Raw genomic sequence first — 14,468 nt, forward strand, 5'->3', positions numbered from 1 at the left:
TCAGTCCTTGCCTGCGCGGCGCAGGATAGCTTTGCGCAGTTCTTCGAGCGACCACATCAGCAGCGCGCAGCCAATGGCCAGCAACCACGTCGTGCCGCTGATCGGCGCACTGCCGAAGAGCCAGTTTCCGGCCGGTGTGTAGAGTATGAACGCGATCAGCGCCAGCTCCGAGCCGATGCCGAGGCGGAGCAGGCGGTTGCCGCCGGATTTTCTGTCCAGCGTCGAGCGCAGGGGGTGCCGACAGAGAAAGACGTTGCCGATCTGCATCACCACGATCGTCATCAGGCAGGCCGAGGTGGCCTGCAGGTAGAGGGGGTCGGTCGGCGCCAGGGCCTGCCCATAGTGCCAGCCGGCGCTGCCGAGAACGAAGAAGAAGACGGCCATCGCCGCCGCTGCTTCGAGGACGCCGAGAAACAGGTAGGCGCGGGCAATCAGGCCCCACGATAGCAGCCGCTCGCCGCGGGCGCGTGGCGCACGCTGCATCACCGCCGGGTCGGGCTTCTCGGCGCCAAGCGCCAGCGCCGGCAGCATGTCGGTACCGAGATCGACGGCCAGGATCTGGAGGATGGTCAGCGGCAGCGGAATTCGGAACAGAACGAAAGCCAGATAGGGAACGATCTCCGGGATGTTCGAGCTGAGGATGTAGGTCAGGAATTTGCGGATATTGTCGTACACCGCGCGTCCCTCCTCGATCGCCGCGACGATGCTCGCGAAATTGTCGTCGAGCAGGATCACGTCGGCGGCCGCCTTGGCCACGTCGGTGCCGGCGATCCCCATGGCGATGCCGATGTGCGCGCTCTTCAAGGCCGGCGCGTCGTTGACCCCGTCTCCGGTGACGGCGACGATCTCGCCTTTCTGCTTCAGCGCTTCGACGATACGCATCTTCTGTTCGGCGGCGACGCGGGCGAAGAGAATCTCCGCCGCATCGAGCGCCAGCTGCAGTTGCGTCGGCGACATCTGGCGCAACTGCTCGCCGCTGATCAGCAGGGGCTCTTCGCTCCTGACCAGGCCGATCTGGCGGGCGATGGCCAGCGCCGTGCGCGGGTGGTCGCCGGTGACCATGATGATCCGGATGCCGGCTGCCGCGCAGCGCGCGATGGCCCCGGGAACTTCGGCGCGCGGCGGGTCTTCGAGGCCGATCAGCCCGGCGAGGATCATCTCCTGCTCGTCGCCCGATAGCCCTTCGTCGACAGCGCGATGGGCGAAGGCGAGGACGCGCAGGCCGCGGCCGGCCATCTCGTCCTGGGCAGCCAGCAGGCGGGTACGGCTAGCCGGGTCGAGCGGCGCCAGGCCGGCGTCGAACTGGATGAAGCGGCAGCAGTCGAGGACCGTTTCGAGGGCGCCCTTGCAGTACAGCATGCGTCCCTGCGGCGTCTGGCAGAGTACCGACATGCGCTTGCGGTCGGTATCGAAGGGAATCTCGTCGACGACGTGATAGCCGTCCAGGTCGCCGGCTGCCTGGCGGCCGATGTCGACCAGTGCGATCTCCATCGGGTCTCCGCGCAGCTCCCGTTGGCCGTTTTCGTCGATTTCCCTGACGTTATGGCAAAGCGCCGCATTGGCGAAGAGCTGCCGGTGCTCGTCGACCAGTTGCGTGCGCGTCGCCAGGTCGGCACGCGCGATGAATGCGCCACCGAGCCACAGTCCCTGCGCCGACATCCGGTTCTCGGTCAGCGTGCCGGTCTTGTCGCTGCAGATCACCGTCGTCGAACCGAGCGCTTCGACGGCCGGCAGGTGGCGGACCAGCGCCTGGCGTCGGGCCATGCGCTGGGTGGCCATGGCCAGCGACAGGGTGACCGTCGGCAGCAGGCCTTCCGGGACGTTGGCGACGATGATGCCGATGGCGAAGAGCATGTTCTCCCAGGGCGGCAGGCCCATCGCCTGGCCGACGAGAAAGAGGAGCACGCCCATTCCCGTTGCCAGGCCGGCGACCAGGCGCGAGAGACGGGCGATCTCGCGCTGCAGCGGCGAGCTGGGCTCGCCGGCGGTCTGCGTCAGCTGCGCGATGCGGCCGAATTCGGTATGCCGACCGGTCGCGTACACCACCGCGCGTCCCTGTCCGGAGACGACCGAGGTGCCGGCGAGGACGATGTTCCTGGCGTGCAGTGGCGATTCCTCGACGCTGGGCGCGCTGTCGCGTGCCTTGGCCAGCGCTTCGCCAGTGACTGTCGACAGGTTGACGCGCAAGCGGGAGACTTCGATCAGCCGGCAGTCGGCGGGAACGAAATCGCCTTCCTCGAGCAGAATGACGTCGCCGGGCACCAGCTCGCTGGCGACAAGCTCGACGATCTGCGTGGAGCGCAAGACCTTCACTTTCTGGGGCAGCAACTGGCGCAATGCGGCGACCGCGCGCTCGGCCTTGTATTCCTGCCAGAACGAGAAGACACCGTTGATCAGGATCACGCCAACGATGGCCAGGCCGAGGCGCACCATTCCCTGGCCGGGATCGAAATGCTCGGCAAGGAACGAAAGTCCTGCGCCGATCCAGAGAATGATCGCGAAGAAGTGCGTGAACTCCTTGCCGAAGCGCAGCAGCAGGTGCTGTTGCTGGACGACCTCGAAATGGTTGGGTCCGTACTCGGCGAGCCGGCGCCCCGCCTCGCTGGCGCTGAGACCGGTGGCTGCCGTCTTGAGGCTGGCCAGTGACTGTTCGACAGTGACGGTGTGGATACGCACGCGACGACCTTCCTGACGCCGGATTGCTTGCTGGGGGCACGTCTCGGCGCCTGCCCGTCAGCACTCAGTGGCTGCTGCCCACTGACCCGCGCGCGAGTCGCTTAACCGAGTCGATGACCGCTGTGGCCGTGACCAACGACAATGTACTCCCTTGCCGGCAGGAAGGCATCTGCTGGCGCGCGCGGCAACACGGGTCGACGGCGGGGTGCCCGCTGTGGCGGTCATCTCGGCGATCGCCGCCCGTGCGCTGCCTGCGACTGCGCGCCGGTGCCGATCAGTGGCCGGTTTCGGCCAACAGCGCAGCGATCATTGCCTCGGCTTGTTGCCGGTAGCCGCCGCCGAAAAGATTCAGGTGGTTGAGTATGTGGTAGAGCTGGTACAGCGTTCGCCGTTGTCGGTAGCCGCCGGGCACCGGCCAGGCCTCGCGGTAGGCGGCGTGGAAGCGCTCCGGAAAACCGCCGAAAAGTTCGCTCATCGCGAGGTCGCATTCGCGGTCGCCGAAATGGACGGCCGGGTCGAAGAGCGCCAGAGTGCCCGACTCGTCGATGGCCGCGTTGCCGGACCACAGGTCACCATGCAGCAGGCTGGCGGGTGGCTGATGATCGACGAACAGCACGCCGAGGGTTTCGGCCAGCCGCTCGCCGTCGGCGATCAGGCGGCCGTGGTGGCCCTGAGTTCGAGCCAGGTCGAGCTGTGGCCGCAGCCGCCGCTCGGCAAAGAACGCCGGCCAGTCTGCATGCCCGGTGTTGACCTGCGGCGTGCTGCCGATGAAGTTGTCGCGCTGCCAGCCGAACTGCCGGCCGCTGATGCGGTGCAGTTCGGCCAGCGAACGGCCTGCCGCCGCCACCTCCGCTGTCTCGCGCAGGCCGTGCAGGCGCAGGTGCTCGAGGACCAGGTAGGCTTGCTTGCCGGCGATGCCGTGGGCGACGACGCGTGGCACGCGCAGCGCCGGGCAGGCGGCCAGCGCCTGCAGGCCGTCGGCTTCGGCGGCGAACATGCCGAGGAGACCGGCGTCATTCAATTTGACGAACCAGCGCCGCTTGCCGCTGGCGACCAACAGCGTGCGCGAGATCGAGCCGCCGCCAATTGGCGTGATGGCGTCGATGCCGGCTGGCGGCCGTTCGCTCCCGCTGTCGCTGGCAATCAGCTCGCGCAGGGCGGCGCCCAGCGCTGCATCGATGGCCAAGCTCGGTTTCATGTCGATCCCTTTGCCATCGGCGCTCGACCTGCCCGCAGCGCCGTTGCCGGCGTCAGTCGGCGAATGTCGCCTTGCGCTGCAGGTGGTCGAAAAACTTGCGGTCGGCACCGAGCAGGTGTTTGGTGACCACATCGTGGGCGAGGAACTGGAAGACCTCACCAAGGCCCTGCTTTCCGGCGCGGTAGCTTTCGCCCATGCTGATCGACTGCGCGATCAGCTGCCGATGCATGGCGACGTGCGCCGCGGCGCCAGGAAAGCCGGCGGCGACGAAAATCGCTTCCTCTTCGGCGAAGTGCTGCCGGACGTCGGCCAGCAAGCGATCGACCAGCGCATTGACCTCGTCAGCGCTCCGCGCGGAAAGAATCGCCGCGAGCAGGTCGTTGGCGTTGGAGAACAGTTGCCGATGGCCGCCGTCGATGGTTTCGTTGCCGCATTCGTACGCCGATCGCCAGATCAGTTGCACGAAATTGGCGGCGGCGCCTTCTCCGGGGTTCAGGGGTTTGTCCGCTTCAGGCGCCAGCTGGACCTGGTTGCGACCTTGTGCCTTGGCCCGGTAGAGCGCTTCGTCGGCACGCTGGAACCACTCGCCCCAGCTCTCCCCGGCGTCGCATTCGGCGACGCCGACGCTGACGGTCAGCTGCCCGACCTGCGGAAAGCGCGCTTTTCCGACCTGCGCACGTAGACGTTCGGCGAGCCGTCTCGCGGTCGCCAGGTTGGTGTCGGGGCAGAGGACGACGAATTCCTCGCCGCCCCAGCGGGCCAGCGAGTCGGCGCCGCGAAGTCCGCCTTGCAGCAGGGCGGTCACTCGCTGCAGCACTTCGTCGCCGCTGGCGTGACCGTAGCGATCATTGATCGCCTTGAAACAGTCGATGTCGAAGAGCAGCAGGCTCAGCGGGTGCTGGTAGCGTTCGAAGCGCTCCATTTCACGGCGTACGCAGTCTTCCAGCCGGCGCCGGTTCCAGAGGCCGGTCAGTTTGTCAGTGCTGGCCAGCTGTTCGAGCTCGGCGACCGTCTGCTGCAATTCCTGGTTGGCCTGTTGCAGGCGATCGAGAGTTTGCAGCAGGCTGTCGGGCGCTTGCTGCGGCGAGCACGCATAAACCAGCGAAGCAATCGCCTGCAGCATCCGGTCCTGGTCGAGGACCGGCAGTTCGAGCCAGAGATAGCGAGCGCGCCGAGCGTCGACTGCCAGCTCGATCTCCTCGGCAGCGGCTGTCGCACCGGCGAGGACGCGCTGATCGGCGCGCGCCAGCGCGGTCAGTACTTCGACGGGCAGAAGCTCGCTGTCCGACTTCCCGAGCACGGCTCTGCTGCCCTGGGAAAGCAGTTGTTCCAGCGTCTGGTTGGCGACCCGGTACGATCCATCCAGCGCTTTGACGCCGAAACCGACGGCGCAGCCGCTATTCATCAGCACAGCCAGCAGCCCGGCCATCGGGACGACGCCATCCTTGGTTGCGTCGTGCAGCAGGTCGTCTTCGATCATCGCTGGCTCATCCTCCGCTGGCTTGGCGCCTGCGCGAGAGGACCCCGGTTCGACGCCAGTTTCGTTGCTTGCTGGCGGGCGAGTATACGAGCTTCGCCGCTGCTAACCAAGGGTCGCGCAAGGCGTAGTGACCGAGCGCCGCCGATGCCTGGAGTGAGCGCCGTTGGCGCGGGCGGCGAAGACTTGCCGGGACCTCACTTGCTGACCGCTTCAGGCTGCGGGCGCGGCGCCAGATTGACGCGATTGCGACCCTGCGCCTTGGCGGCGTAGAGCGCTTGATCGGCGCGGGCAATGAGGTCGGCGGCCGACTCGCCGACGACGTAGTCGGCGATACCGATGGACACGGTGATGTTGCCGATCAAGGTCTGGTTGTTGCTGCCATTCTTGATCCGGCTGGCAGCGACCAGCGCGCGCAAGGACTCGGCGAGCCCGACCGCGCCACCGCGCGGCGTGTGCGGCAGGATGACGGCGAACTCTTCGCCGCCGTAGCGGGCGGCAGTGTCCTTGCCTTTCACGTTGGCGCGCAGCATTTCGCCGACGCCGGCGAGCACCCTGTCGCCGAACAGGTGACCGTGCGCGTCGTTGAGCCGCTTGAAGCGGTCGAGATCGATCATCAGCAGACAAGGCCCGGGGCCAGCGGGGGCGTCCTTTTGCAGGCAGGCACTCAGGGCCAGATCGAATCCCTTGCGGTTGGCCAGTCCGGTCAAACCGTCGACCAGGGCCTCTTCGCGGGCGCGAGCGACCTCCCGGCGGAGTTCCTGCCCTTCGCGCCTGCTCTCCTCCAGGCGCTCGTGCAGGTCACTGATCGCCTTCTGCATTTCGCGTGTGCCGCGCAGGATGTCGGCGAGGCCGGGTGGCGGCTCCCCCTTGGCCGTTGCCGGGCGCTGCAGCGTCTCGCCCCAGCGTTCGAGCGACTCGCCGTAGTGCGAGGCCTGGTCGCCGGCGTGGGTCGCCGAGTCGGCAACCTGGTCGACCAGATGACCGACGCTGGCACCGATGCGTAGCGCCGTTTTCGCGTCCAGGTCGGCGACGTGCTTGTAATACAGCGCGCAGGTGGCGGCGTCATCGAGCTTGCCTTCACTCTTGATCCGCGCGTCGAGCGCGATCTGCAGGTCGCGATTGATTCCCGACACGTATTCGTACCAGATCGCGTAGCTGAACGGATGCAGGCCGGCGTTTTGTTGACCCATGCGCTTCACCACCTGGCGCAGGAACTCGGCGCTTTGCGCGAAAGTGTGCTCGTATCTCATTGTTGTTCTCTCTTGTCCTGATGCTCTGCAAGCCGTTCCTGCCCAGTCGTTTGCCTGCCGGGGCTGCTCATGGCGGCGGCCTAATGCTGCCCTGCCGCAGCAGTTGCTCGACCTCGTCGGGCGGCCGCGGTCGACTGAACAGATAACCCTGGATTTTCTGACAGTTGGCCCGGCGCAGAAAGTCGAGCTGGGCGCGTGTTTCGACGCCTTCGGCGATCACTTCCAGCCCGAGGCTGTGGGCCATGGCGATGATCGCGGTGGTGATCCCCGCATCGTCGGCGTTGCCCGGCAGGCCACGGACGAAGCTCTGGTCGATCTTCAACATGCCGATCGGAAAGCGCTTGACATACGACAGCGACGAGTATCCGGTGCCGAAATCGTCGATCGAGAAATGCACGCCGAGTGCGCGCAGCCGATGGAAGCCGTCGATGCGCCGGGCCTCCGGTTCCATCAGGATGCTCTCGGTCAGTTCCAGTTCGACCTGCCCGGGTTCAATTCCCGTTTCCGCGATGATCGCCGCGACCGAGCCCAGGAAATCGTGCGCGCGCAATTGACGAGCCGAAACGTTCACCGCCACGCGCGGCGTCTCCAGACCCGTCGCCTGCCAGCTGCACAACTGCCGGCAGGCGGTGCGCAATACCCAGTCGCCGATGGCGACGATCAGGCCGCTGTCCTCGGCGACGGGAATGAACTGGGCCGGTGAGACGACGCCGTGCTCCGGGTGCTGCCAGCGAATCAGCGCCTCGAGACCGACGATGGTGCCGTCGTCGGCGCGTACCTGCGGCTGGTAGAGGAGGCGAAATTCGTCGCGCTCCAGGCCCTTGCGCAGGTCGTTCTCGAGCCGGATGCGGGCCATCGTTTCGGCGGTCAGCGACCTGTTGTACAGCTGCCAGTTGTTGCGACCCTGGTCCTTGGCGTGATACATCGCCGTATCGGCGTGTTTGAGTAGAGACGCAGCGTCGTCGCCGTCTTCGGGGAAGATGGCGATGCCGATGCTGGCGGTGACGGTAATTTCCTGCCCGCCGATCCTGAAAGGCCGGCCGAGCAACGCCTGCAGGCGCTCGGCAACCATGCTCACCGTTTGCGTGCCGTCGAGGTCGGGGAGGACGACGGTAAACTCGTCGCCGCCCAGCCGCGCGAGGTGCAGGCCCGTTTTTTCCAGTGCCGGCCGGGTGAGCAGGTCGCCGGCGCGCAGCTTTTCTTTCAGTCGTCCGGCGACGGCCTGCAGAAGATAGTCGCCGGCACTGTGCCCGAGGGTGTCGTTGACCCGCTTGAAGCCGTCGAGATCGAGGAACAGCAGCGCCACCTGGCGCTTGGCGCGACTCGCCCGCAGCAGTTCCAGGTCGAGCTTCTCGAGGAAGCTCTCCCGATTCGGCATGCCGGTCAGCGTGTCGAAGTACGCCAGGCGCCGTATCTTCTCCTCGTTGAGCTTCTGCAGGGTGATGTCACGCACCACCATGACCACGGTTTCCGGACCACTCGGTGCGATGCGCCCTTCATAGTGATGGATGCCGTCGGGCATCGACAGCTGGTACACCACCGATTGCAGATCGCCACACTCGCTGGCGCGCTCCACGCCACGCAGAATGATCTCGGCAACGTCGCCCGGCAGGACCTCCGACACCTTGCGGCCGAGGAAGTCGTTCGCCGGGACGTAGGGCTCGGCGCCGAAACCCGCCTTGTAGTCGAGGTGGACGCCGTAGCGATTCATCAGGAAGATCATGTCCGGCATGGCGCGCACGATCGCTGCCTGCTTCTCCTCCAGTTCGCGCAACTGCCGAGCCTCCTGCGCCGAGCGCAGCACGTAGCGTGCACGGTGGCCGAGAATCGGCCAGTTGATCGGTTTGGAGATGAAGTCGCTGGCGCCCGACTGGTAAGCCTGGTTGATCGACTCGATGTCGTCCATGCCGGTGACCATGATGACCGGCACTTCGCTCATGTCCCAGCGTTGGCGAATGTGTCGGCAAACGGCGAAGCCGTCCACTCCGGGCATGTCGACGTCGAGCAGGATCAGGTCGGGAGGCTGTCCGGTCAGCAGTGCCAGCGCCTCTTCGCCGTCGGCGGCGACGCTGACTTCGAAGTCGAACTGGGTCAGCGTTTCCTGTTCGAGCATGCGCATCACGTGGTCGTCGTCGACGATCAGCACAGTCGGTCGTTTGGCCTCCTCAGGCGGGGTCATGGTCTGTCCTCTTGCCAATGATCGTCGCCAGCGAGGCGAGTACGCGTGGAACCTCGAATTCTACCTCCTGCAGGAGGGGTTTTGCGCTGACCAGGGTTTCTTGGCGAGTGACGGCTTCGAGTTGCCTGCACAGCGTTGTCAGATACTCGGCGCCGAGATTGGCGCTGCTGGATTTCAGCGCGTGCGCGGCCTTGCGCAAGGCTTCGGCGTCGCCGGCTGCGGCGGCCGCCTGCATCTGGGCAAGACGGGGCGGCGTATCGGCCAGGTAGGCATCGATCACCTTGCCGAGCAGCGTGGCGCCATGGGGTCCCGGCAGGCTGCGGATGGCCTCGAGCGCTCGCCGGTTGATCCGACAGGGAGTGTCGGTGGCTGTCGACGACGAGGCAGGGGGGCTCGGCGGGCTCGGCTGCGAAGGCTTGGCCGCGGCGGTGGCCGTTTTTCCCGGCAGCCAGCGCCGCAAGGCGGCGGCCAGGTGCGCACGCGTGAACGGCTTGCTCAGGTAATCGTCCATCCCCGCCGCCAGGCAGCGTTCGCGGTCACCTTCGACGGCGTTGGCGGTCAGCGCGACGATCGGCAGATGGTCGCGCAGCAGGCCCTCGCGCTGGCGAACGCGGATTTGCGCCGTCGCTTCGAAGCCGTCCATTTCGGGCATCTGGCAATCCATGAGGACGAGATCGAAAGCCTCGTTGATCAGGCGATCGAGCGCGATCTGGCCGTTGTCGGCCAGGCTGTAGGCGACTCCGAGCGATTCGAGCATGGCGCCTGCCACGGCCTGGTTGACCGGGTTATCCTCGGCGACCAGTACCCGCCCGCTCAGCTGCAGCGGCGCGATCCTGGCGGCCGGTGGCGGCGATAGCAGCCGCGCGGCAGCGGGACGCTGCGCCTGGCGCGCGAGGGCGGTGGCCAGCGCCGCGTGGAGATCGGACTGGCGCACGGGCTTGCTCAGGGTGTGGTCGATGCGCGCGCGGTACCGATCCGGATGGTCGGTGGCGACGCTGACCGACGAGAGCATGAGCACTGGCAGGCTCGCCCAGCGCGCATCGCTGCGGATCGCGCGCGCCAGCTCGAAGCCGTCCATGCCGGGCATGTGCTGATCGACGATCAGCAGATCGAAGGGCTGCCCGGCGGTCTGAGCGAGTTTCCGCAGCGCTTGCTGCCCGTCGGCGACAGCGGTGTAGCGCATCGACCAACCAGCGAGCTGCTGGGCGAGGATCTCGCGGCTGATCGCGTTGTCATCGACGACCAGCACGCTACGGCCGGCGAGGTGATCGCTCCCGTTCGAGACCGCTTGCGCGGCGAACTGCTGCTTGCGCAGCGGAATCTCGAACCAGAACAGCGTGCCGTGGCCGGCCTCGCTGAGCAGCCCGATCTGCCCGCTCATCAGCTCGACCAGGTGTTTGGCGATGGCCAGCCCGAGGCCGCTGCCGCCAAACTGCCGGGTCGTCGAGCTGTCAGCCTGGACGAAGGCGTTGAACAGCCGGGCTTGCGCTTCCTCGCTGATACCGACGCCGCTATCCTGGACTTCGATACGGAAACGCGCCTGCTGCGGGCTTTCGTTGACGACCTTGACGCTGATGACAACGTCGCCGCGGCTGGAGAACTTGACGGCATTGCTCACCAGATTGGTCAGAATCTGGCGCAAGCGACCGGGATCGCCGCTGACTGCCACTGGCAACTCGTGGGGCACGCTGCAGACCAGTTCGAGGCCCTTGGCGTCGGCGGGTCGGGCGAACAGGCAGCCGATGTCCTCGATCAGGTGGCGGAGGTTGAAGTCAATGCTTTCGAGTTCGAGCTTGCCAGCTTCGATCTTCGAGAAATCGAGGATGTCGTTGATGATCGCCAGCAGGTGCTCGCCGGACTGATAAACGGCGTCGGCGAAGCGCTGTTGCTGCGCGTTGAGCTTGGTTTGGCGCAGTAGTTCGGTCATCCCGAGAACACCGTTCATCGGCGTGCGAATCTCGTGGCTCATGGTCGCCAGAAACTCGCTCTTCGCCCGGCTGCCGGCTTCGGCCGCACTGCGGCCGGCAGCGGCTTCTGCCAGTGCGTCGGCGCGCTCGATCTCGCCAACGATGATCTTCCGGGTCGTCACATGTGCCGTATAGGCGGTCAGGCCGAGGGCGACGATGGCGCCCCATACCGCAAGGCCGACGAGTGACTCCAACTGCTCGCCAGCGACAAACAGGAGCGTGCCGATCGGAGCGAGTGCCGTAAAGATGAAGGCGATGACCGAAGGAAGATGGGAGGCGAGCGAATTGCTGGCCACAGCGGTCACGGCAATCACCCACACGACGAGAAAGGCGGTCTGCAAGCCGTTCGCGCCCTGATGCAGGAAGACAATGCTGAACGACCAGGTCGCCGCCGCCGCCACTGCGCCCATGAAGAAGCCCCGTGTCCACACCGGTGTTGCCTCGTCTGGCGGATTCGCGTACCGGTGTCCGTACCAGAGCGCCAATCGACAAACGTTGACGCCCACGATCAACAGCGTGATCAGCAGCAGGCTGGCGGCCGGGAAGTAGGGAACCAGCAGGCCGCCGAAGGCAAGGGTCACGACAATCGACAGCAGCGCCGAAACCCTCAGTCGGGAGTAGCCAACACGCAGCAACTGTGCCTGGACGCGCTGGTCGCGCTTCACCGGGATCCGATCTTCCACGACGCTCGATGCGGCGCGGGGTCGCCCGGCCGCATCGAACGCTGCTGCCGTTTGCGCGTTTACCGCTTTCGGCAGGCGGGTCATGGTCTTGAGTCCACCGCTAAACCAATGCCGCAGCCCCGAGGAAGGCGCTGCCGCTGCACGCGCGCAGCTTTCTTGAATACGCACACGGCGATCACAATTCCTGCTCGGCGAGTACATGTTCGGCGGGCCGCCTCCGCTCGTTCGTCAGCGCCACGAGGGTACGTGCCAGTTCGTCTTCCGCAGCCGAGAGCAGCGTTTCCACGCCAGCGGTGCTGCCTTTTTGGCCGATTGCTTCGAGTTCCCTGCACAGCCCTGCGAGCTGCTCGGCACCGACATTGGCGCTGCTCGATTTCAGCGCGTGCGCGGCCTTGCGCAAGGCTTCGGCGTCGCCCGCGTCGGCGGCGGCGCGCAAGTGCTCGAAACGTGGCGGGGTGTCGGCCAGATAGGCAGCGATCACTTTCTGCACCAGCAGGGCGCCGTTCGGTCCCGGCAGCCGGCGGATGGCGTCGAGCGCGCGCGGGTTGAGCGGCCCGTCGCGGCTGCCGGCCGCGTCCTCGTCGCGGGGGAGGGGCGGTCTCTGGGCATCCGCCGCCGGCGGGGTGGTCGCGGCGTCGTCGCTTGCCGGCGGCAGCCAGCGCTGCAAGGTGGCGAGCAGGCGCTCACGCGAGAACGGCTTGCTCAGGTAATCGTCCATCCCCGCCGCCAGGCAGCGCTCGCGGTCACCGTCGACGGCGTTGGCGGTCAGGGCGATGATCGGCAAGTCGCCGCGCAGGCGGCCGTCGCCCTGCCGGGAGCGGATTTCGGCCGTGGCCTCGAAACCGTCCATGTCGGGCATCTGGCAATCCATCAGCACGAGGTCGAAGGTGCCCTGCTGCAGTCGTTCGATCGCCCGGCGGCCGTTGTCGGCCAGGCTGCAATGCAGCCCCAGCGACTCGAGCATGGCCGCCGCCACCTGCTGATTGACCGGGTTGTCTTCGGCCACCAGAACCCGACCGCACAGCTTCGCGGGCAGTTCGTCGACGCCCGCCTGCGCTGAAGGCAGGGACAGGGCCTGTGCCGACCTGCCGGTCAGCGTCTGTTGCGACATCGCCGTGGCGATCGCGTCGTAGAGATCCGACTGGCGCACCGGCTTGGTCAGGTAGTAATCGATCGGTGCCTGCCGCCGGCGTGCCTGATCGCTGCTGACGCTGACCGACGACAGCATCACCAGCGGCAGGCCTTGCCAACGGGTTTCCGCCTTGATCGCCTGGGCGAGGGTGAAACCGTCCATCTCGGGCATGTGCAGATCGAGGATGGCGAGGTCGAAAGGCTCGGCACTCGCTTGCTGCAGGGTCTGCAGCGCCTCGCGCCCGCTGCCCGCGTCGGCCGCGTGCATCGACCAGCCGGCGAGCTGGTGGGCGAGGATCTCGCGATTGGTGGCGTTGTCATCGACGACCAGCACGCGCAAGCCGCTCAGGCGTTCGGCCATATCGACCACGGCGCGCGCCTGCTCGTCCTGCTTGAGCAGCGGGATCTCGAACCAGAACAGCGTGCCGTGCCCGGGCTCGCTGTGCAGGCCGATTTCTCCCTCCATCGTCTCGACCAGGCGTCTGGCGATGGCCAGGCCCAGGCCACTGCCACCGTACTGGCGGGTGGTCGAACTGTCGGCCTGGATGAAGGCGCTGAACACGCGCTCCTGCGCCTGCGCGTCGATGCCGATGCCGCTATCCTCGACTTCGAAACGGAAGCGGGCCTGCGCGGCGTCCTCGGCCAGCAGGGTGAGGCGAACGACGACCTCGCCCGCGGCGGTGAACTTGATCGCGTTGCTGACCAGGTTGGTCATGATCTGGCGGATGCGTACCGGGTCGCCACGGACCGCCACCGGCAGGTCGTGCGGCACGCTGCAGACCATCTCCAGGCCCTTGGCCTCGGCCGCCTGGGCGAACAGGCAGCCAACGTCCTCGATCAGTTGGCGGAGGTTGAAATTGATGCTCTCGATCTCCAGCCGGCCGGCTTCGATCTTCGAGAAGTCGAGGATGTCGTTGATGATGTTCAGCAGGTGCTCGCCGGACTGGTAGACGGCGTCGGTGAAGCGGCGTTGCTGGGCGGTGAGCGTCGTGCTGCGCAGCAGTTCGGTCATCCCGAGGATGCCGTTCATCGGCGTGCGGATCTCGTGGCTCATGGTAGCCAGGAATTCGCTCTTGGCGCGGCTGCCGGCTTCGGCCAGGTCCTTGGCCTGGCGCAGTTCGCTGGTGCGCAGCTCGACTTCGTTTTCCAGAACGTCGCGGTGCGCGGCCAGGCGCTGGTCGCGATCCTCGATCTGTTCGAGCATGACGTTGAACCCCCTGGCCAGGGCGCCGATCTCGTCGTTTGACGCGACCGCCGCGCGGGCGCCGTAGTTGCCGCCCTGCGACACCTCGCTCATGGCTCCGACGAGGCTCGAGATCGGCCGCATGATGCCGCGGTAAGCCCAGACGAAGGTCGCCAGCAGAGCGATGGTCATGAACACCACACCGGCGGTTGCGAGACCCCTCAGGCGGTCTGCCTCGGCCACAGCCGACGCCCTGGCCGAGACGCGCAGCTCGTCGAGCTCGGCGCTCAACCGCTGGGCCTGGGTGATCAATCTGCCGAAGGCGATCATCGCTTCGTCGTTATCGGGGCCCGGCAGTCGAATCGCCAGAAAGCTGTCGACGCCATCGCTGAATTCTCGCCAACGGGGCTGCAAGACACTTTTCAGTTGCGCCTGCTGCGCGGGGTCATCGCTTTTCGCGATCAATGTCGGCCATGTTCTGGCGACCCTGTGCATGCTCTCGGCAACCAGCCGCCGGGCGGCAGCGGTGCCTTCGGTGAGGACCGTCTCGTCGAGCCCGCGCAAGGCCAGCTGCAGGCTGATGAACTGCTCGGCAGCGGTATCGGCCATTGCCGATTTGTTCTCGATGCTTCCGTAGCCGTGCACCACTGCCGCGATCAGAAAGCTGACCAAGGCCAGTGAAAGCAGGACGATACTGAGCAGCCGGGCGCGTAGTGTCATG

General features: G+C 66.5%; 7 protein-coding genes. All 7 read right to left on the reverse strand.

What is annotated here, in order from left to right:
• Entirely contained in the window at positions 1–2,676 is a 2,676-nt protein-coding gene (locus QZ613_RS19815) for a cation-transporting P-type ATPase (protein WP_291983706.1), read from the reverse strand.
• Positions 2,677–2,950: 274 nt separating this feature from the next.
• Entirely contained in the window at positions 2,951–3,874 is a 924-nt protein-coding gene (locus tag QZ613_RS19820) for a fructosamine kinase family protein (protein WP_291983708.1), read from the reverse strand.
• A gap of 52 nt (positions 3,875–3,926) precedes the next feature.
• On the reverse strand, positions 3,927–5,354 hold the full coding sequence (locus QZ613_RS19825; RefSeq protein WP_291983710.1) for a diguanylate cyclase: 1,428 nt from the start codon (positions 5,352–5,354) through the stop codon (positions 3,927–3,929).
• A 194-nt stretch (positions 5,355–5,548) separates the two neighbouring features.
• On the reverse strand, positions 5,549–6,604 hold the full coding sequence (locus QZ613_RS19830) for a GGDEF domain-containing protein (RefSeq protein ID WP_291865002.1): 1,056 nt from the start codon (positions 6,602–6,604) through the stop codon (positions 5,549–5,551).
• 67 nt (positions 6,605–6,671) lie between these two features.
• Entirely contained in the window at positions 6,672–8,783 is a 2,112-nt protein-coding gene (locus QZ613_RS19835; RefSeq protein WP_043563081.1) for an EAL domain-containing protein, read from the reverse strand.
• Positions 8,770–11,517, reverse strand: a complete 2,748-nt coding sequence (locus tag QZ613_RS19840; protein WP_291983712.1) for a hybrid sensor histidine kinase/response regulator — start codon at positions 11,515–11,517, stop codon at positions 8,770–8,772. Before QZ613_RS19840 ends, QZ613_RS19835 begins: the two co-directional genes overlap by 14 nt.
• A gap of 91 nt (positions 11,518–11,608) precedes the next feature.
• Positions 11,609–14,467: a response regulator gene (locus tag QZ613_RS19845; protein WP_291866100.1), complete on the reverse strand. Its 2,859-nt coding sequence runs from the start codon at positions 14,465–14,467 to the stop codon at positions 11,609–11,611.
• Position 14,468 lies beyond the last annotated feature (1 nt).

This window comes from Candidatus Accumulibacter sp. ACC005 (assembly GCF_907163215.1).
GTDB lineage: Bacteria > Pseudomonadota > Gammaproteobacteria > Burkholderiales > Rhodocyclaceae > Accumulibacter > Accumulibacter regalis.